At 69.8% G+C, this 17,492-nt stretch carries 15 protein-coding genes; 4 read left to right on the top strand and 11 right to left on the bottom strand.

Features of this window, described 5'->3' with window-relative positions:
* Window positions 1–7 precede the first annotated feature (7 nt).
* The 3 genes from QH290_RS01250 to pabB all read right to left on the bottom strand — a co-directional run bounded on the left by QH290_RS01250 (window position 8) and on the right by pabB (window position 4,906).
* Window positions 8–793, bottom strand: a complete 786-nt coding sequence (locus QH290_RS01250; protein ID WP_280381729.1) for an SDR family oxidoreductase — start codon at window positions 791–793, stop codon at window positions 8–10.
* A gap of 111 nt (window positions 794–904) precedes the next feature.
* Window positions 905–2,581 (bottom strand): HNH endonuclease, encoded by a 1,677-nt coding sequence (locus QH290_RS01255; protein ID WP_280381730.1) that lies wholly within the window; start codon window positions 2,579–2,581, stop codon window positions 905–907.
* Window positions 2,582–2,614: 33 nt separating this feature from the next.
* Window positions 2,615–4,906 (bottom strand): aminodeoxychorismate synthase component I, encoded by a 2,292-nt coding sequence (gene pabB, locus QH290_RS01260; protein ID WP_280381731.1) that lies wholly within the window; start codon window positions 4,904–4,906, stop codon window positions 2,615–2,617.
* 202 nt (window positions 4,907–5,108) lie between these two features.
* Between pabB and QH290_RS01265 the strand changes: the two genes are divergently transcribed.
* The gene (locus QH290_RS01265) at window positions 5,109–6,164 is read left to right on the top strand and encodes a phosphotransferase family protein (RefSeq protein ID WP_425303539.1); all 1,056 of its coding nucleotides are present in this window, start codon (window positions 5,109–5,111) and stop codon (window positions 6,162–6,164) included.
* Window positions 6,165–6,241: 77 nt separating this feature from the next.
* On the top strand, window positions 6,242–6,820 hold the full coding sequence (locus QH290_RS01270; protein ID WP_280381733.1) for a DinB family protein: 579 nt from the start codon (window positions 6,242–6,244) through the stop codon (window positions 6,818–6,820).
* A 93-nt stretch (window positions 6,821–6,913) separates the two neighbouring features.
* On the opposite strand, the gene QH290_RS01275 is transcribed toward QH290_RS01270, so the two are convergent.
* Window positions 6,914–8,104, bottom strand: a complete 1,191-nt coding sequence (locus QH290_RS01275) for a serine hydrolase domain-containing protein (protein WP_280381734.1) — start codon at window positions 8,102–8,104, stop codon at window positions 6,914–6,916.
* Between the two features lie 81 nt (window positions 8,105–8,185).
* Between QH290_RS01275 and QH290_RS01280 the strand changes: the two genes are divergently transcribed.
* Both QH290_RS01280 and QH290_RS01285 read left to right on the top strand, forming a co-directional pair.
* Window positions 8,186–9,019, top strand: coding sequence for a serine hydrolase domain-containing protein (locus tag QH290_RS01280; protein ID WP_280268314.1), 834 nt, complete (start codon window positions 8,186–8,188; stop codon window positions 9,017–9,019).
* Between the two features lie 94 nt (window positions 9,020–9,113).
* Complete coding sequence (locus QH290_RS01285) at window positions 9,114–9,647, top strand: DUF3145 domain-containing protein (protein WP_280268315.1); 534 nt, start codon at window positions 9,114–9,116, stop codon at window positions 9,645–9,647.
* A gap of 5 nt (window positions 9,648–9,652) precedes the next feature.
* Here the strand turns inward: QH290_RS01285 and dctA are convergent, their stop codons facing one another.
* The 7 genes from dctA to QH290_RS01320 form a co-directional block, all read right to left on the bottom strand.
* A complete protein-coding gene (gene dctA, locus QH290_RS01290) occupies window positions 9,653–10,981 on the bottom strand; it encodes a C4-dicarboxylate transporter DctA (protein ID WP_280381735.1) in 1,329 nt (442 codons plus the stop codon).
* Between the two features lie 123 nt (window positions 10,982–11,104).
* Complete coding sequence (locus tag QH290_RS01295) at window positions 11,105–11,389, bottom strand: hypothetical protein (protein WP_280381736.1); 285 nt, start codon at window positions 11,387–11,389, stop codon at window positions 11,105–11,107.
* A gap of 195 nt (window positions 11,390–11,584) precedes the next feature.
* Complete coding sequence (locus tag QH290_RS01300) at window positions 11,585–13,015, bottom strand: acyl-CoA carboxylase subunit beta (RefSeq protein WP_280263909.1); 1,431 nt, start codon at window positions 13,013–13,015, stop codon at window positions 11,585–11,587.
* 120 nt (window positions 13,016–13,135) lie between these two features.
* Window positions 13,136–14,386 (bottom strand): KasA/KasB family beta-ketoacyl-ACP synthase, encoded by a 1,251-nt coding sequence (locus QH290_RS01305; RefSeq protein WP_280268640.1) that lies wholly within the window; start codon window positions 14,384–14,386, stop codon window positions 13,136–13,138.
* Window positions 14,387–14,399: 13 nt separating this feature from the next.
* Entirely contained in the window at window positions 14,400–14,702 is a 303-nt protein-coding gene (acpM, locus tag QH290_RS01310) for a meromycolate extension acyl carrier protein AcpM (protein ID WP_280268639.1), read from the bottom strand.
* Between the two features lie 130 nt (window positions 14,703–14,832).
* Window positions 14,833–15,747, bottom strand: a complete 915-nt coding sequence (locus QH290_RS01315; protein WP_280268638.1) for an ACP S-malonyltransferase — start codon at window positions 15,745–15,747, stop codon at window positions 14,833–14,835.
* Between the two features lie 127 nt (window positions 15,748–15,874).
* A complete protein-coding gene (locus QH290_RS01320; RefSeq protein WP_280268637.1) occupies window positions 15,875–17,203 on the bottom strand; it encodes a PucR family transcriptional regulator in 1,329 nt (442 codons plus the stop codon).
* Window positions 17,204–17,492 lie beyond the last annotated feature (289 nt).

A 17,492-nucleotide genomic window follows, 5' to 3' on the forward strand; every position in this document is an offset into this window, starting at 1 on the left:
CAGCCGATCAACCGGCCGTCGGCCCGCAGGCCGTCCGGCGATCGAGCCATGCGGCGTAATCGAACGACGCGGTCTCACCGCCCGGCGCCACGCACAGGGCCCCATCGCGCAGCGCGCGGGCGGTGCGCCCGAGCGTCGGGATGCGAATCGGCAACAGCGCCCGCCGGATTCGGGCCCGGCGCAGCGCGGAGGCCTCGGTCAGGGTGTAGGTGGCCGGGCCACCGATATCGGGCAGGCGGCCCGACGGCCCGGCATCGACCGCGTCGGCCAGCCGGGACGCGACCACCTCCACATCCACCGGCTGCACCTTCGCCGCGCCGTGCAGGGCGATCCGGTAGCGCGCCGCCGAGGCCAGCGCATCGTCGAGGAATTCGTGGAATTGCGTGGCGCGCAACAGGGTCCACGGCACCGGGCCCGCGGTGACGAGCCGCTCCTGCGCGACCTTGGCCCGGAAATACGCCACGCCCACCTGATCGCAGCCGACGATCGAGATCTCGACGTGGTGCCCGACCCCGGCCCGCTGCTCGGCGTCCAGCACCCGCCGCACGCCCTCGACCAGCACCGAATCGGCGCGCCCCTGCGTGCTGACCGCATCGACGACGGTGTCGACCCCCGCCAGCGCCGCCTCGAGCCCGTGACCGGTGGTGACGTCCACCGCCCGATGCTCGGCTCCCGCGGGCGGCCGCTGCGGGGCGCTGCGGCTCAGCATCCGGACGTCGTGCCCGCGGGCCAGCAACTCCCGCACCACCGGCGCCCCGAGCATTCCGGTGGCTCCCAATACCGCGACCTGCATGATGGCTCCTGTCTCCGCGGCCCGTACTTCGTGCCGCGGGCCCTCGCTACCTGGACGAGGCAGCACCCGTCCGCGTGACGGTCCGCGCGGTGATCGATGTCACGCGAGCGCTCAGATGCGGGCGCCCTTGCCGCGATTGCAGGCTCGGCAGAGGATCTGCAGGTTGGCCGCGCTGGTGGCGCCGCCGCGGCTGAGCGGGATGATGTGGTCGAACTCCAGGTAGTGGGTGGCGCCGCAGTCGGCGCAGGCGCCGCCGTCGCGCCGCCACACCTCGGCCTTGATCTCGGGCGGGATGGAGCGGCGGTCGCGCCGGCCGGGGGCGAGCGTCAGCCGTTTGGCCACGCGTAGGGCGCCTTCCAGGGCGGCGGCGACGAAATCCGGGTCGGCGACCTCGAATTCGGCACCGCCGCGCGCCGAGGTCGCCGCGATCGCGACCGTGCCCTCGGCGGCGGTGACGGACACGATGCGCGACCACGGCAGTTCGACGCCCGCCTCGGGGCCGACGAAACGCAGCTTCTTGTTCGAGCAGATCAGGCGCCCGGCCGTGGTTCTGGGGCCGCGCGCCAACTGCCGCACGCGGGTGGCGGGGATATCGATATGCACCCGCTCCTCGGGATCCAGGTGCAGGTCGGCGGTGCGCACGGACGGCAGGTCACCGGCGCGCAGCCGCGACAGGGCCCGTGCGCGCTGCAGGCGGCGGCGCAGATCCTCGACCAGCGGCCCGGTGAGCGCCAGGGCCTGTGCCGTCGCCTCGAAGTCGTCCAGATCGGCGGGACCGATCTCGCCGTCGGCGAAGGCGGCCAGCCGCTCCAGGTACGCCAGGCCCGGCGAGCGGAGCGCGGCGCGGCCGGTGTCGAGGTCGATGCGCCGGTAGCGCAGGGCGGTCCACAGCTCGTCCCAGGACTGCCCGCGCGGACCGTCGGCCGTCAGCACCCGCCAGGCGCGGGCCCGCCAGCCCGTCAGGTAGTCCTCGATCTCGGCCGCGCAGGCGCGGCAGGGCGCGGGGGCGCCGAGCACCCGCCAGCCGCGGCGCCGCCCGCACCGGACGCAGATCCGCGAATCCGGTGGCGGCGCGGGCGCGGTCGCGTCCGTCCAGGTGGTGCCGTCCCACCAGCGCAGCACGGCCGCGTCCGCCGGATCCGGATGCCAGTCCGCGCGGCCGGGATCCGGTGGTGCGGCCGGGATGTCGCCGATGCGGTCGTCGATCGTGCTGCGGCGCAGGGAGATCCGGTTATCCTCGCTATCGACCGGCACGCCGAACGCGGCGAACAGTTCCGCCAGCGCCGGGCGCCGTGCTCCGCCCGGGCGAAACCACCAGCCGCCGTCCGCGCGGCAGAACTCCCCGAACACCATCGCGCGTACGGGATCCGGGACTACGGCGGCCCCGGCGTCGTCCTGCCCGCGGTCGTTTCTCGTCGGCACGGCTTCGATGTCCGTGCGTGCCACCAGCCCGTCGGCATCGTCGACGCTCAGCACCAACCCGGGTATGCGGGCCAGGTCGCCCTCCTCGACCGATCCGGTCACGAGGATGCGGGCCACCTCCGGCTCGGTCCGGGGCAGCGAGACCGACAGCCGCGCCGTGCCGGGCAGCGGCTCCTGATCCAGCGTCACCGCCTGCGACGGATGCCGGGGCGCGTTGAAGTACACCGCGTCGCGCGCGGACCGAACCCGGCCGTCCTCGGACAACAGCAGGGCGTGCACGTCCACCACCTGCGTCGACCGCCAGGACAGCAGGACGCTCAGCAGGGCGGTCGGTATCGGTGTGAGACCCGTTTCGGTGCGTTCCATGGTGACCGGAACTATGCCAGTCGACGCCGACAGTTACGCCTGCGCGACTGCCGAATCGGACCGGGCGACCTCGGTGACCGCGCGCAGCGCCGCGGCGGCCTTGAGCACCATTTCGTGATACTCCTCGCGCGCGTCGGAGTCGAGCACGATCGCCCCGCCCGCTCCGGCCTGCCAGCGGCCGCCGTACCGCACCGCGGTGCGGATGACGATGTTCAGGTCGGCGGTGCCGCCGAGGCCGAGGAATCCGATGGTGCCCGAATACACCCCGCGCGCTTCGGTTTCCAGGGCGTCGATGATCTCCATGGTGCGCAGCTTGGGCGCACCGGTCATCGAGCCGCCGGGGAAACACGCACGCAGGCAGTCGATCACGTCGATATCGGGGCGCAACCGGCCCCGCACCGTCGATACCAGCTGGTGCATCGTCGCGTAGCTTTCGGCGGCCATCAACGTCGGCACGTGGACGCTGCCGATCTCGCAGACCCGGCCCAGGTCGTTGCGCAGCAGGTCGACGATCATCAGATTCTCGGCACGCGTCTTGGGATCCAATTCCAGTGCGCGGCGCAGGTTTTCGTCGGCGGCCGGGGTCGCGCCGCGCGGGGCGGTGCCCTTGATCGGCTTGCTCTCCACCATCCGGGTGCGGTTGACCTTCAGGAATCGCTCCGGGGACGAGCAGGCGATCTCCAGGTCGCCCAGGCGCAGGAACGCCGCGTAGGGAGCCGGATTGCTCCGGCGCAGTGTGCGATACACCGTCAGCCCGTCGCTGTCGTCGCCGACGCGGACGTTGTCGGTGAGGTTGACCTCGTAGGTTTCCCCCGCGCGCAGCTGGGCCCCGATCTCGGCGATATCGGCCAGATAGCGGTCGCGGCCGCGGGTGAGCCCGGCCGCGACCGCCTGCTCGTCGGCGGGCAGGTCCAGCGGCTCCGGGTTCGCCCAGCCGGGCAGGGCCGCCACGACGGCACGCGTGCGGTCGAGCCAATCCTGTCCCGCCGCACGGTGTTCCGGATCGGTGACGGCGATGAGATGGGTGCGCTCGGCGACGTGGTCGACGACGATCAGCCGATCGGCGAATATCCACTGCGCGTCCGGGGTCGCCGCGCGATGTCCCGGTGCCGCGCCGCAGTCCGCCTTGACCTCGTAGCCCAGGTATCCGACGTATCCTCCGGCGAAATCGAAAGGGACATCGGGGATTCGGGCCCGCCGACGGCGCAACTGGCGCGCCAGATAGTCGAGCACGGTGCCCGGTGCGGTACGGCCGCCGGTGCGCGACTCGACGCGGACGTGGCCGTCGCCCACCCGGTACCGCACCACCTCCGCCAGCGGCCCCGACGCGTCGCCCAGGTAGGAGAACCGATCCAGACCCGGCTCCACGTGCGCGCTGTCGAGCCAGAACGCATGCGCGGATCCCTCATACAACCGCAGGAACGCGGCCTCGGTATCCACCGCCCGCTCCACCACCCCGTGCAGCACCGCCAGCCCGGCCGAATCATGATCGGCACGCTCTGCGGGCGTCGTCTGCGCGGCGGTCCCTCGCACGAGCACCCGGGAGTGCTCCGCGGAAGCGGTTCGGCGATCATGACCGCCGACGGTGGACGGGGCGCTCGAATCGGGGCGTGGCCCGGCCGGTCGGGTATCCGGGTCCTGAAGCGAGAGCGTGGTCGGGCCGGTGCCGGGGGCCGGTCGTGGTGCCGCGGACCGGCGGCGGATGGTGTGCTCCCTGGTCAACCGGGCGAAATTGCGCAGGATCGCCGCGCCGTGCTCGCTCGAGATGGACTCCGGATGGAACTGCACGCCCCACTGCGGCCGGTCCCGGTGCCGCACGCCCATCACCACCCCGTCGGGGGCGGTCGCGGTGATCTCGAGGGCCTCCGGCAACGGCTGGGCGGCGCACAGCGAGTGATAGCGGACCGCGGTGAACTCCCGCGGCAGTCCGGCGAACAGGTCGCGGCCGTCGTGGCCGATCCGATCGGGATAGCCGTGCCGGGGAGTGGGCGCGGTGGTGACCGCCCCGCCCGCCGCGAGCACGATGCCCTGATGTCCCAGGCAGACCCCGAGCAGCGGCAGATCCGCCTCCTCGATCAACCGCCGGGAGATGCCGAAATCCCTTGGCACATCCGGCCTTCCGGGACCGGGGGAGACTACGATGTTGTCGAAGTGCCACAGCGCCGGACGGTCGGCCTCGTCGTTGCGCACCACCACCGGCTCGATCCCGTTCACCTCGGCGATCAGCTGGAAGAGGTTGTAGGTGAACGAGTCGTAGTTGTCGACGAGCAGGGTGCGAATCGGCGCGAGCGAGCGGCTCGCCCCTGCCGGTCTTCGTTCGTTCATCGGTGCCTCGCCGGGGTGCGGCCGGGCTGCTGCCGCCCGGCGGTGCGCACTTCGTCCGTGCCGATCGGCGCGGCGCCCCCGCCGGTGCGGGAGCGGATCGTGCTCATGATCTCACCGTATCGGGTCCGGGCGAACGGCCCGCACACCGTATTGATGGCATATGCCCGCAGTTGCCGGGGGCGGCTGGTGCACAATGTGGGACATGTCTGTGGTGCAACCAGCCGAAGTGGATCGTGATGTCGTCGATTTCGCGATCGTCGGGCAGTGGATGGATGAGCAGGGCCTACCCCGTGGCGACTTCGAGGAGGTCGCGTCGCTGGGCGGCGGCACCCAGAACATCATGCTGCGATTCACCCGCGGCGGCCGCGACTATGTGCTGCGCCGCGGCCCGAAACACCTGCGCGCCAAGAGCAATGAGGTGATCCGCCGCGAGGCCCGGCTGCTCGGCGCGCTGTCGGGCACCGGCGTGCGCGCGCCCGAGGTCATCGCGGCCTGTCCCGACGAGTCCGTGCTCGGCGCGGTCTTCTACCTGATGGAGCCGATCACGGGCTTCAATCCGCAGAACGAACTGCCGCCCCTGCACGCGGGCGACCCGGAGGTCCGGCGGCAGATGGGCCTGTCGGCGGTGGAGGCCATCGCGCGCCTGGGCTCGCTCGACTACCGGGCGCTCGGCCTGGCCGACTACGGGAAGCCGGAGGGCTTCCTGGAGCGGCAGGTGCCGCGCTGGCTGGGCGAACTCGAATCCTACGGCGCCAACGAGGGCTATCCCGGTCCGGAGATCCCCGGCGTCGAGCAGGTCGGCGACTGGCTGGACCGCAACCGGCCCACCGATTGGCGGCCGGGCATCCTGCACGGCGACTGCCACCTGGCGAACATGATGTTCTCTTTCGACGGCCCGCAGGTGGCGGCGATGGTCGACTGGGAGATGTCGACCATCGGCGATCCGCTGCTGGACCTGGGCTGGCAGATCGCGACCCGCCCCGAGCCGGGCACCACCAAGGGGGCGCTGGTCGGCAAGCTGGGCGAGGTCGGCGGCCTGCCCACGTCGCAGGAGATGATCGCGCACTACGGCAAGTTCTCCGACCGCGATCTGAGCGGCGTCACCTGGTACACGGTGCTGGCCTGCTTCAAGCTGGGCATCGTGCTCGAGGGCACGCACGCCCGCGCGTTCGCGGGCAAGGCACCCAAGCAGGTAGGCGACTTCCTGCACGCCATCACGCTCGAACTCTTCGATATGGCGCGGGGGCTGATGGAGTAGGCGCGGCAGGCGGTTTCTCGCGTATTGTTGGCAGTATCTCTATGGCGAGGCATTTTCGGCCAAGTTAGATTGTCGGCATGCCGATCGTTCCCGATGACAAGGACTGGACCTGGGTCCTGGAGAAGGCGTGCCCGGAATGCGGGTTCGACGGGCCCGCGACCGCCTACGAGGAGGTCCCAGGGCTGGTGCGCGATGCCGCCGCCCGGTTCACCGTCGTGCTCGGGCACCCGAATGTGGCTGTCCGCCCGGATGATTCGACCTGGTCGCCGCTGGAGTACGTGGCACATGTGCGCGACGTGTGCCGGATCTTCGCCCACCGCCTCGACATCATCCTCGCGGGTGCCGACGCCGCGCCGGGCCCGGCGATCCCGGCCTATGACACCACCGTCACCGTAGGCGACGACCTTCCGATGTTCGCGAACTGGGACCAGGACGCCACCGCCGAGGCCGCGCGCTACCGCGAGCAGGACCCCGCCGCCGTCTCCCGCGAACTCGGCGCCGCGGCCGAAACCGTCTCCCGCGCTTTCGAATCCGTGCCCGCGCCCGCCCGCTCCCGCGCGGCCCGCCGCACCAACGGCTCCGAATTCACCATCGACTCCCTGTCCACCTACTTCGCCCACGACCTCGCCCACCACCTCCACGACGTCCACGCCTGACCCGCACACAACTCCCGCACCCCCTACAGGTTCCCGCACCATCTCCAGGGCCTTGCAGGGCGTGCGCGAACGAACAAGGGGTGCGTGAAGGGCTCAGCGGCAGCGCAGGAGGGCCCGGCGGAGATTGCGGGCGCGGGCGTCGTCGAGGACGGCGACGCCGAGGCGGTTCATGGTGTAGCCGAAGCCGAGACCCGTTGCGGGATCGGCGAATCCGAACGAACCGCCGTAGCCGGTGGTGCCGTAGGCGCGCCGGTCGGACCCGAAACGGAAAGTGCCGCAGGACTTCCGGAATCCGAGGTGGTAGCGGCTGCGGGTGAGCAGGACCAGGTCGTCGGCGGGCACGTCGTCGGCGGTGTCGGCGGCGGCGATCCGGTCCAGCACCGCGTCGTCGACGGGCAGCTCACCGGTACTCGCGGCCGCGGCACCGTACACCCGGGCCAGGGATCTCGCGGTCCCGACACCGCCGCCACCCGGGCTCTCCACCTCGAGATACTCGCGGCGGGCGGCGCGAGCGGCCGCGCCGACGCGAGGACTGCTGAGTGCCTCGTAGGTCAGCCCCCGCTTGGCGTACAACTGAATTCCGATGCGCAGCGGAACATCTCGCTCGTAGCGCAGGATGTCCAGGCCCGCGGTGCCCGAGAGGGCGGCGACGCGGTCGAGCGGCTCCTCGGCGGGCAGGCCGATGAAGAAGTCCAAACCCAGCGGCGCGGCGAACTCTTCGGCGAAGATCCGGCCGAGGGTGCGGTGCTGCGGATCGACCCGGCGGATCAGCTCGCCCTGATACAGCCCGGCCGTGAGCGGGTGATACCCGTGCCGCGTACCGGGCCGCCACATCGGTTGCTGCGCAGCCAGAATGGTGGCGAGGTGATCCGCATCGGCCATATCGCGCAGCCGCACCACCCGGTCCAGCACCGGCAGTCCGGCCTGATGGTCGATCAGCTGCCGCACGGTCACCGATTCCTTACCGCGCGTGCCGAATTCGGGCCAGTACTGCGCCACCGGACGCTCGTAATCGAGCAACCCGCGCGAGACCGCGGCGGCGATCACGAAGGCCGCCATGCCTTTCGTCGAAGAGAACACCGGCACGATGGTGTCCCGCTCCCACGGCAGGGTCCGCCGCCGATCCCGATGCCCGGCCCACAGATCCACGACGGGGCGGTCCCCGGCATATACCGCGACCGCCGCCCCGATCTCCCCGTGCCGGGTGAAATTGCGCCGGAAGGCGTCGGCGACGGGCCCGAAACCTGCGTCCACCTCGCCATGGATCGTGGGTGCTGCATTCATGATCCGCCGATCGTATCGGTGTCTGATCGTTGGTGGTGGGTCCGGTTCGGCGCGCTGGGCGCCGGGTCGTAGGCTCGTCGCGTGCGAGCGCTGGAACAGATTCGGGAGTGGCCGGTCCGGAATGCTGCCGCGGGAGTTGTCGCCGCGCGGGGCGTGCTGGGGAGCGAGGGCGACGGCGAACGGGTGTTCGCGCTCGCCTCCGTGACGAAACCGCTTGTGGCCTATGCCGTCCTGGTGGCGGTGGAGGAAGGCGCGATCGAGCTGGACCAACCGGCCGGGCCGCCCGGATCCACGGTCCGGCACCTGCTGGCGCACACCTCCGGGCTGGCCTTCGACACCAACGTGATCATGGCCGAGCCGGGGGAGCGGCGCATCTACTCGAGCTCGGGCTTCGAGGTGCTGGCGCAGTTCGTCGCCGAGCAGACCGGAATCGACTTCGCCGATTATCTGCACGAGGCGGTATTCGAACCTCTCGAAATGAAATCCTCGGTTCTCACGGGGTCGCCCGGGCACGGGGCACGATCCTCGCTGGACGACATGCTTCGTTTCGCCGGAGAGTTGCTGAACCCGTCGCTGCTTTCCGGGCAAACCCTCGCGGACGCCACCGAGGTGCAATTTCCGGGACGCAACGGTGTGCTGCCCGGTTATGGCTCGCAGCGCCCCAACGATTGGGGTCTGGGATTCGAGATCCGGGACCATAAAATTCCGCACTGGACGGGCGGCGCGAACTCGCCGCGCAGCTACGGCCACTTCGGTCAGTCGGGCACCTTCCTGTGGGTGGACCCGGAGCTCCGAGTGGCGTGCGTGGCGCTCAGCGACGAGAATTTCGGCGACTGGGCACGCGCGGTATGGCCGACGTTCAGCGATGCGGTGATCGCCGAGATCAACGGATCGCGCGACACGGCCACAAAGTAACACCCGTAACTTCGGGCACTCCAGTAAACTCGGGCAACGCCGGCTCGACGGGATGTTGGGGAAGACGTCCTACGTCGGAGCTGGAGGTGTACTGGTGCGCGGATCGAATCAGTTCGCGGACGCGACGGTGGGTGTCGTATACATCCATTCGTCGCCTGCCGCGCTGTGCCCGCACATCGAGTGGACGCTCTCCTCGACGCTGAAGTCTCCCGCGAAATTGCGCTGGACATCGCAGCCCGCGGCGCCCGGCCAACTGCGTGCGACCACCGATTGGGTCGGCCCCGTCGGCACCGGCTCCCGGATTGCCACGGCTTTGCGGGCATGGCCGGTGTTGCGTTTCGAAGTCACCGAGGATCCCAGCGAAGGCGTGGACGGCGAGCGTTATTGTTTCGTCCCGGGACTGGGTCTGTGGCGCGGTGCGACGAGCGCCAACGGCGATGTGATGGTGGGGGAAATGCGACTGCGGGAAATTGTGCGAGACGCCCGGGAACGCGGCCGCCACACCCCCGCCGAACTGGCCGCCGAGATCGACCGGGCGCTGGGCACCGCGTGGGACGACGACCTCGAGCCCTTCCGCTGGGGCGGGGAGGGCGCCGAGGTCACCTGGCTGCGCCGCGACGTGGGGTAGCGGCGTCAGGCCGCGGCCAGGGTGTCGCGCAGGCGGGCCTTGTCCAGTTGCCCTTCCCAATTCGCGACGACCAGGGTGGCGACGCAATTGCCGAGGAGGTTGACCGATACCCGCATCGAATCCATGATCCGGTCGGCGCCGAGCAGCACCGCGACGGCCGCGACGGGAATGGAGCCGTGGCCGATGGCGGAGATGGTGGCCGACAGGGCCAGGAACGACGATCCCGGCACACCCGCCATGCCCTTGGAGGTGAGCATGAGCACCAGCAGCGCCGTAACCTGTTCTCCGACACTGAGATCCACGCCCAGCGCCTGCGCCAGGAACAGCACGCAGATCGACAGGTACAGGGTGGCGCCGTCGAGATTGAACGAATACCCGGTCGGGATCACCAACCCCGTGCACGCGCGCGAACATCCGGCGTCGGTCAGCTTGGTCATGATGCGCGGCAGCACCACCTCGGTGGAGGCGGTACCCAGCGCCAGGAACAGCTCGTCCTTGATGTAGCGCAGCAGCTTCCACGGATTCGCGCCCGCGAACACCCGCACGATCCCCGCCAGCACGAGCAGGAACAGCACCGCGGCGAGATAGCAGCACGCGATCAGCTTGCCGTAGCTGCCCAGCGACGACAGCCCGTACTGGCCGATGATGTAGGCCATCGCCCCGAACGCGCCCAGCGGCGCCAGCCGCATGATCCAGCCGATGATGACGAAGAAGATCTGCCCGATCTGATCGATGGCCTGCGGGATCATCGTGGGGACCCGCTCACGGAACTTCGCCAGCGCCAGCCCGAACAGCACCGCGAAGAACAGCACCTGCAGCAGCTGATTCTCCGCGAACGCCGAGATCACCGACGCAGGAATGATGTTCAGCAGGAACTCCACCGTGTGCGGAAGCTCGCCGTTGCCGGTCTTCTTCGCCAGCTGATCCGCGCCGGTGGCCAGCGTCTGCGCGTCGATGTGGAATCCGCTGCCGGGCTGGACCAGATTGCCCACCAGCAGCCCGAACAGCAGCGCGAACGTCGTGACGGCCTCGAAGTAGATCAGCGCCTTGACCCCGATCCGCCCCACCGACTTCATATCGCCGACGTGCGCGATGCCCAGCACCACCGTGCAGAACACGATCGGCGCGATCACCATCTTGATCAGCTTGATGAACCCGTCGGCCAGCGGCTTCAGGTCCGCGCCCAGCCAGGGCCACAGCCAGCCCACCACGATCCCGGCCACGATCGCGACCAGCAGCTGCAGGAACAGCGAGCCGTACCACCGCGAGCGGGGCGGTCGCGCACCGTCCTCATCGTCCCCCGACACCTCGGGAACATCGGTCACCACCGTCATGGCGGGCAAAGCTATGCGCCACCTGTACCGATCGCGTATCGCGCAAGTTACCGGCAGGCTACCTAATTCATATATGAAGTTCCTCCCGCCGGTACCCTGGAATGGCCCGGATACCGTTGTTTCTCACTCCTCCGGCGGGCCGTCGCCCTCGCGCAGCAGGCGCAGCTCCTCCGCCATCGCGGTCATCTTCTCCCGCACCAGGAATTGCAGCTCGATGACCTCGTGCCGCATGTCGATCTGCTCGTGCTGCATGAGGACGTAGTCGTCGCGGATGCGCTGCACGTCTTCCCGGGTCTGCGCGAGTTCGCCTCGCGCGGTGGCGAGGTCCGCACGGGCGGCGGCCAGATCGGCCCGCGCGGCGGCGAGGTCGGCCCGGACGGCGGCGAGCTGTTGTTCCAGCGATGACATGAGATCCCCCTCGTGTGCCGTAGCGTGCGATGCCAGGCAGCCTACGCGCCGCAGATGACCGAACGGCCCGGACGGACGGGAGTTGTCCACAGAGCGCGATCTGTCCACAGGCCGGAAATCTCAGCCGGACAACAAGACTCGGACAGCAGAAGGGCGGGCGGCCCCTCGGACCGCCCGCCCTTGTGGCACAACCGTTTACAGCGGAATGTTCTTGTTGTGGCTGGCCCGCGCCGGTGCCGAGGCGAGCGCCGCGGCGATGGTGGAGCGGGTCTTGGCGGGGTCGATGACCTCGTCGACGACGCCGATCGACAGCGCCCGCCCGACACCGCCCGCGATGGCCTCGTGCTCGGCGGTCAGCCGCTCGAGCAGCGCCTCGCGCTCCTCCTCCGGAGCCTTGGCCAGGGCCTTCTTGTGCAGGATGCCGACCGCGGCCTTGGCGCCCATGACGGCGACCTCGGCCTCCGGCCACGCGAACACCGCCGTCGCGCCCAGCGAGCGGGCGTTCATGGCGATGTAGGCGCCGCCGTAGATCTTGCGGGTCACCAGGGTGACGCGCGGGACCCGCGCCTCGGCGAAGGCGTGCAGCAGCTTGGCGCCGCGGCGCACCACGCCCTCCCACTCCATGCCGACACCGGGCAGGTAGCCGGGCACGTCGGTGACGACCACGATCGGGATGCCGAAGGAGTTGCACAGCCGCACGAAACGCGCTGCCTTCTCGGCACTTTCGGAGGTGAGGCAGCCGCCCATGCGCAGCGGATTGTTCGCGAGCACACCGACGGTCCGCCCGGCCAGGCGGCCCAGGCCGGTGACGATGCTGCGCGCGTACCCGCCCTGCAGCTCCTCGAACGAGGATTCACCGTCGACGTTGTCGAGCAGCTCGTGGATGATCGGCTTCACGTCGTAGGCGCGCTTGGCCGACTCCGGGAGCATGGCCGCGAGGTCGACGTCGCCGTGCTCGGCGGCCAGCATGTCGAACTCACCCTGTTCGGCGAACATCGACACCAGCTTGCGGCCGCGGTTCATCGCGTCGTCCTCGTCGTTCGCGACGACGTGGCACACGCCCGACTTCTTGCCGTGCGTCTCCGGGCCACCCAGGGTGGCCATGTCGACGTTCTCCCCGGTCACCGAGCGCACCACGTCGGGGCCGGTGACGAACACGCGGCCCTCCGGCGCCATGATGACGATATCGGTGAGCGCGGGACCGTACGCGGCGCCGCCCGCGGCGAAGCCGACCACCACGGAAATCTGGGGGACCAGGCCCGACGCGCGAACCATGGCCTCGAAGACCAGCCCGACCGCGTGCAGCGCCTCGACGCCCTCGGCCAGGCGCGCGCCGCCGGAATGCCAGATGCCGACGACGGGAATCTTCGAATCGATGGCGGTGTCGATGGCATCGACGATGTGCTTGCAGCCCTCGACACCCATGGCGCCGCCCATCACGGTGGCATCCGAGCAGTAGGCGACGGTGCGCACCCCGTCGACCTCGCCGATCGCGGCGAGCACGCCGGACTTGTCGCGGGGGTGCAGCGGGAGCACGGTTCCGGGATCGAAGAAGCGCTGCAACCGACCCAGCGGATCACGGGGATCGGTCGTGGCGTCCGCCTGGGCGGGGGCCATGGTGGTCATCGCGTTCTCTCCTCGAGGGATGTGAAGTCGCTGACGCGGCGACAGCAGTCGGTGACCCGGTGAGGCTTTCGTGATTCGAAAGCCCCACCGGGGATCGCGTGGAGAACCGGTACGAGAGTGTCAGTACCGGCCGAAGGCGAGCGCGACGTTGTGCCCACCGAAACCGAACGAGTTGTTGATCGCGTACTCGATCTCCTGGCGGCGGGCCTCGCCGCGCACGACATCGAGGTCGATCTCCGGATCCTGGTTCTCCAGGTTCAGCGTGGGCGGCACGATGCCGTCGCGGATGCTGAGCACGGTGAGCACCGACTCGAGGGCGCCGACGGCACCGATCGAATGGCCCAGGGCGGATTTGGGCGCGTAGACCGAGGCGTGACTGCCCACGGCCAGGTTGATCGCGTTCGCCTCGGCGGTATCGCCGATCGGCGTCGCGGTCGCGTGCGCGTTGACGTGCGTGATGTCCTGCTTGGTCAGGCCCGCGGACTGCATGGCCCGCGTCATGGCCCGGGCCGCGCCCTTGCCGTCGGGGGCGGGGGCGACCAGGTGGAACCCGTCGGAGGTGATCCCCGCGCCCATCAGGCGGGCGTGGATGGTGGCTCCGCGCGCCTTGGCGTGCTCCTCGGTCTCGACGACCATGAGCGCACCGGCCTCACCGAAGACGAAGCCGTCGCGGGCGGAGTCGAAGGGACGCGAGGCGCCCTTCGGGTCGTCGTTGCGGGTGCTCATCGCGCGCATCATGGAGAATGCCGCGATCGGCACGGCGTCGATGTATCCCTCGACACCACCGGTGACGACCATGTCGGCGTCGCCCATCACGATCATCCGCCACGCGTTCGCGATGGCCTCCGATCCCGACGAACACGCCGATACCGGCGTGACCACTCCCGCCCGGGCCTGCAATTCCAGACCCACCACGGCGGACGGCCCGTTCGGCATGACCATCTGAACTGCCAGCGGCGAAATCTTGCGATAGCCGCCGTTCTTCAGCTTGTCGACCGAGTCGATGAGCGCGTCGCCGCCGCCGAGGCCGGTGCCGATCGCCACACCGAGCCGCTCGGGGTCGACCTCGGGAGATCCGGCGTTGCGCCACACCTCGCGACCGAGGACGGTCGCGAGCTGCTCCACGTACGCCATGCGACGGCATTCGACCCGGCTGAGCAGGGTCTCCGGACGCACCTTCAGGTGCCCGCCGATGCGGACCGGAAGGTCGTATTCCTCGACGAAGGAATCCTCGAGCGTGTCGATACCGCTCTCGCCGTTGAGGAGTCCCTTCCACGTCGCATCGACGTCGCCCGCGATCGACGTGGTCGCCGCCAGGCTCGTTACGACGACGTTGGGAAAGTTCCCGTTCAAGGTGGAAGGAGTGGTCACGGTATCGGGCCCTTTACTCGCCCTGGCCGAACTTGGCCTTGAGCTCCTCGGCCGCCTCGGAATTCTCGGCCTCGAGCTTCTGGATGTAGGCGACGGCGTCGCCGACGGTCTTCAGGCTCGCCAGATCCTCGTCCGGGATCTTCACGCCGTACTTGTCCTCGGTCTGCACCGCGATCTCGACCATCGACAGCGAGTCGATGTCCAGGTCGTCGACGAAGGACTTCTCGATCGTCACCTCGGAGGGCTCGATGCCGGTCACCTCTTCGATGATCTTGCCGAGCTCTTCGACGATCTGTTCCTGGGTCAGAGCGGCCACTTCGTGGCTCCCTTCTTGTTACTCTTTAGGGTTCGAGTGTTTCTTCGGTCTGTGTTCTTCTTCGGAACGGGACGGATGATCGTTTCGTCCGCCTCGTCACGGCCTGCGTCGTTGCGTGCCGCGTGGAAAGCTATCCGTTAGCCAGCAGATCGGCCAACGCGGGGATGTCCTCGGGGGTCTTCAGCGCCAGATTCGGGGTGCCCTTGAGCTCCCGCTTGGCGATGCCGACCAGGGTGCCGGCGGGTGGCAGCTCGGCCACTCCGGAAACCCCTGCCGCGCGGACGGTTTCGGTGCACAGATCCCATCGGACGGGCCGGGTCACCTGCGCCGCGAGCTTCTCGATGGCGTCCTTGCCCGAGCTGACCGGCTTACCGTCGTAGTTCGACAGCAGGGTCCGGGTCGGCTCACCCGCAGTTATCTGCGAGATGGCCTCCGTCACAGCGTCCTGGGCGGGTGCCATGAACGCGGTGTGGAAGGCCCCGGCGACGGGCAGCGCGCGGATGCGCGCCTTCTCCGGCGGGTTCGCCGCCAGTTCCGCCAGTGCGTCCAAGCGACCCGCCGCCACGATCTGCCCGGCCGCATTGCGGTTGGCCGGGATCAGGTCGAGTTCGGCGAGGCGGTCGAGCACGGCGGCCTCGTCGCCGCCGAGCACCGCGGACATGCCGGTCGGTTCCAGCGCGCACGCCTTGGCCATCTCCGCACCGCGGATGGCGGCCAGTGTCACGGCCTCGTCGGGGGAGAGGACCCCGGCGACGGCCGCGGCGGCGAATTCGCCGACCGAATGTCCGGCGACGATGGTATCCGCCGGAACCGCATTCTCCGAGATTTCCGCGAACGCGAGCAGCGCCGCGGCCACGACCAGAGGCTGGGTCACCGCCGTGTCCTTGATGTCGTCCGCCGTGGCGGTGGTGCCCAGCTGCACCAGATCCAGGCCGGAGGCCTTGGACCACAGTTCGAGACGGTCACGCGCGCCGGGAAGATCGAGCCAAGGCGCGAGCATGCCGGGTGTCTGAGAGCCCTGTCCAGGGGCGTACAACGCGATCACGCCTCTACACAACACCGTGGAAGCCCTCCGCGGAGATGTCGACGCGAATGAAGCTTGCCGATCGCTTTTGTGTGGACCCCACAAAACGGCACGTGGGATGTCGGGATCGACCGATTCGCCGGAGCCGTTACATCCCATCTTCGTAAAAGGTGGCGGATGAGGCGTCTGGGGCGGAAGTTGGCGATTCGTTACGAGTTCGTGTCAGACGACCTACTGTGGCGGCAATCCGCAGCACGTACGCATCACGGGGATTCATCGGATCCCGGCCCGTGATGTCGGCGATTCGCTTGAGCCGATAGCGCACCGTATTTGGATGAACGAACAGCTGGCGGGCGCAGGTCTCGACGGCTCCACCGCAATCCAGATAGGCGTCCAGGGTGTCGGCCAGGGCCGACCCGGCGGCGGCCAACGGTAGCACAAGATACTCGTTGAGGGCGTCCACCGCAGCCCGATCGCCGAGCAGGGCGCGTTCGGGCAGAAGTTCGGACGCGTGCACCGGTCGCGGTGCCCCGCGCCAGCCCACCACGGCCTCCATACCGGCCATCGCCTCGATCGCGCTGACGTGCGCGGCCGACAGGGTGCGGGTGGTCGGGCCGATCACCACCGGGCCGTCGGAGAAGGCCTCGGCCAGCAGATCGGCCAGCAGCGGCGACGGATAGGCGGTGTCGCCGAGGTGCCCGCTGACCACCATTACCAACCGCGAGCCCTGTACTACCGCCAGTGCCGCGTGACCGTGCCGGGCCGCCAGGGTATGCACCGAACCCACCACCGCGACCTGGTCCTTCGGCGGCGTGCCCACCAGGACCGTCGCCGGAGCGGTGGCATCCCAGTTCAATGTGGCTGCCCGCGAGAGCATTTCGGGCCCGGTGTCGCCGCGCACCACGGCGTCGACGACCAGTGCCTCCAGCCGGGTATCCCAGGCGCCGCGCGATTCGGCGGCGCTGGCGTACACCGACGCGGCCGCGAAACCGAGCTCACGGCCGTAGCGCAGCACCGCCTCGGTCAGCGCCACCAGCTGCCGGTCGTTGCGGGCCAGCGCGGGCAGCCACTGCTCGAAGAACTCCATGGCCACCCGGACCATGTCGACGGTCTGGCGCAGCGTCAGGCGACGGGCCAGGTCCTGCGGGATGACCTGGAAGGCGTCGAGGCTGAACCGGATATCGCTCTCCGGATCCTGCAGCCACTCCAGGAAGTTCACCACCGCGGTCTGCACCAGCATCTGCACGCCCGCCCGCTGCGCGGCGTCGAGGTCGCCGAAGAACGGGAGGCGGTCCTCCATCGAGGCGATCGCCTCCGTCGACAGCCGTCCGGAGAACTGCTTCACCCGCTTGAGCAGGGTGTCCGGGAGCGGGTCGCGGGTCTGCTGATAGGGCGAGAGCGCGCCGGTCGGGAGGTATACCTCGTGCTCGGACGAGGTATCCGAGACCCGGCGCGGCCGCGGCGGTTTACGATCCACTACTCAATACTCTCCTGCGGGGAGCAAGTCCCCGCCTCCCGTCTCGTCGCCCCTGCGTCTGGGCGTGTTGCCCCCTCCCAGCGTGCCCGCACGCCCCGCCGCCCCGGCATGCACGCGCCGCCGTCCCGGCGCGGCCGCCCACCGTCCCGGCGCGCGGCCGCCCACCGTCCCCGCCCCGCCGCCCCCCGTCCCGGCCCCGCCGCCCGCCCGCCCCGGCCGCATGGATTCCCCCGGAGCCCCTGGCCCCGATGCCTGGCTGCCCCCCATAACCGCCGCGAACCCCCCCGCC

This window comes from Nocardia wallacei, from assembly GCF_029869545.1.
Lineage (GTDB): Bacteria > Actinomycetota > Actinomycetes > Mycobacteriales > Mycobacteriaceae > Nocardia > Nocardia wallacei_A.

Coding starts and splice junctions, on each gene's coding strand:
- QH290_RS01250 (WP_280381729.1), bottom strand. CDS start 793: ATGCAGGTCGCGGTATTGGGAGCCACCGGAATGCTCGGGGCGCCGGTG.
- QH290_RS01255 (WP_280381730.1), bottom strand. CDS start 2,581: ATGGAACGCACCGAAACGGGTCTCACACCGATACCGACCGCCCTGCTG.
- pabB (WP_280381731.1), bottom strand. CDS start 4,906: ATGAACGAACGAAGACCGGCAGGGGCGAGCCGCTCGCTCGCGCCGATT.
- QH290_RS01265 (WP_425303539.1), top strand. CDS start 5,109: ATGTCTGTGGTGCAACCAGCCGAAGTGGATCGTGATGTCGTCGATTTC.
- QH290_RS01270 (WP_280381733.1), top strand. CDS start 6,242: ATGCCGATCGTTCCCGATGACAAGGACTGGACCTGGGTCCTGGAGAAG.
- QH290_RS01275 (WP_280381734.1), bottom strand. CDS start 8,104: ATGAATGCAGCACCCACGATCCATGGCGAGGTGGACGCAGGTTTCGGG.
- dctA (WP_280381735.1), bottom strand. CDS start 10,981: ATGACGGTGGTGACCGATGTTCCCGAGGTGTCGGGGGACGATGAGGAC.
- QH290_RS01295 (WP_280381736.1), bottom strand. CDS start 11,389: ATGTCATCGCTGGAACAACAGCTCGCCGCCGTCCGGGCCGACCTCGCC.
- QH290_RS01300 (WP_280263909.1), bottom strand. CDS start 13,015: ATGACCACCATGGCCCCCGCCCAGGCGGACGCCACGACCGATCCCCGT.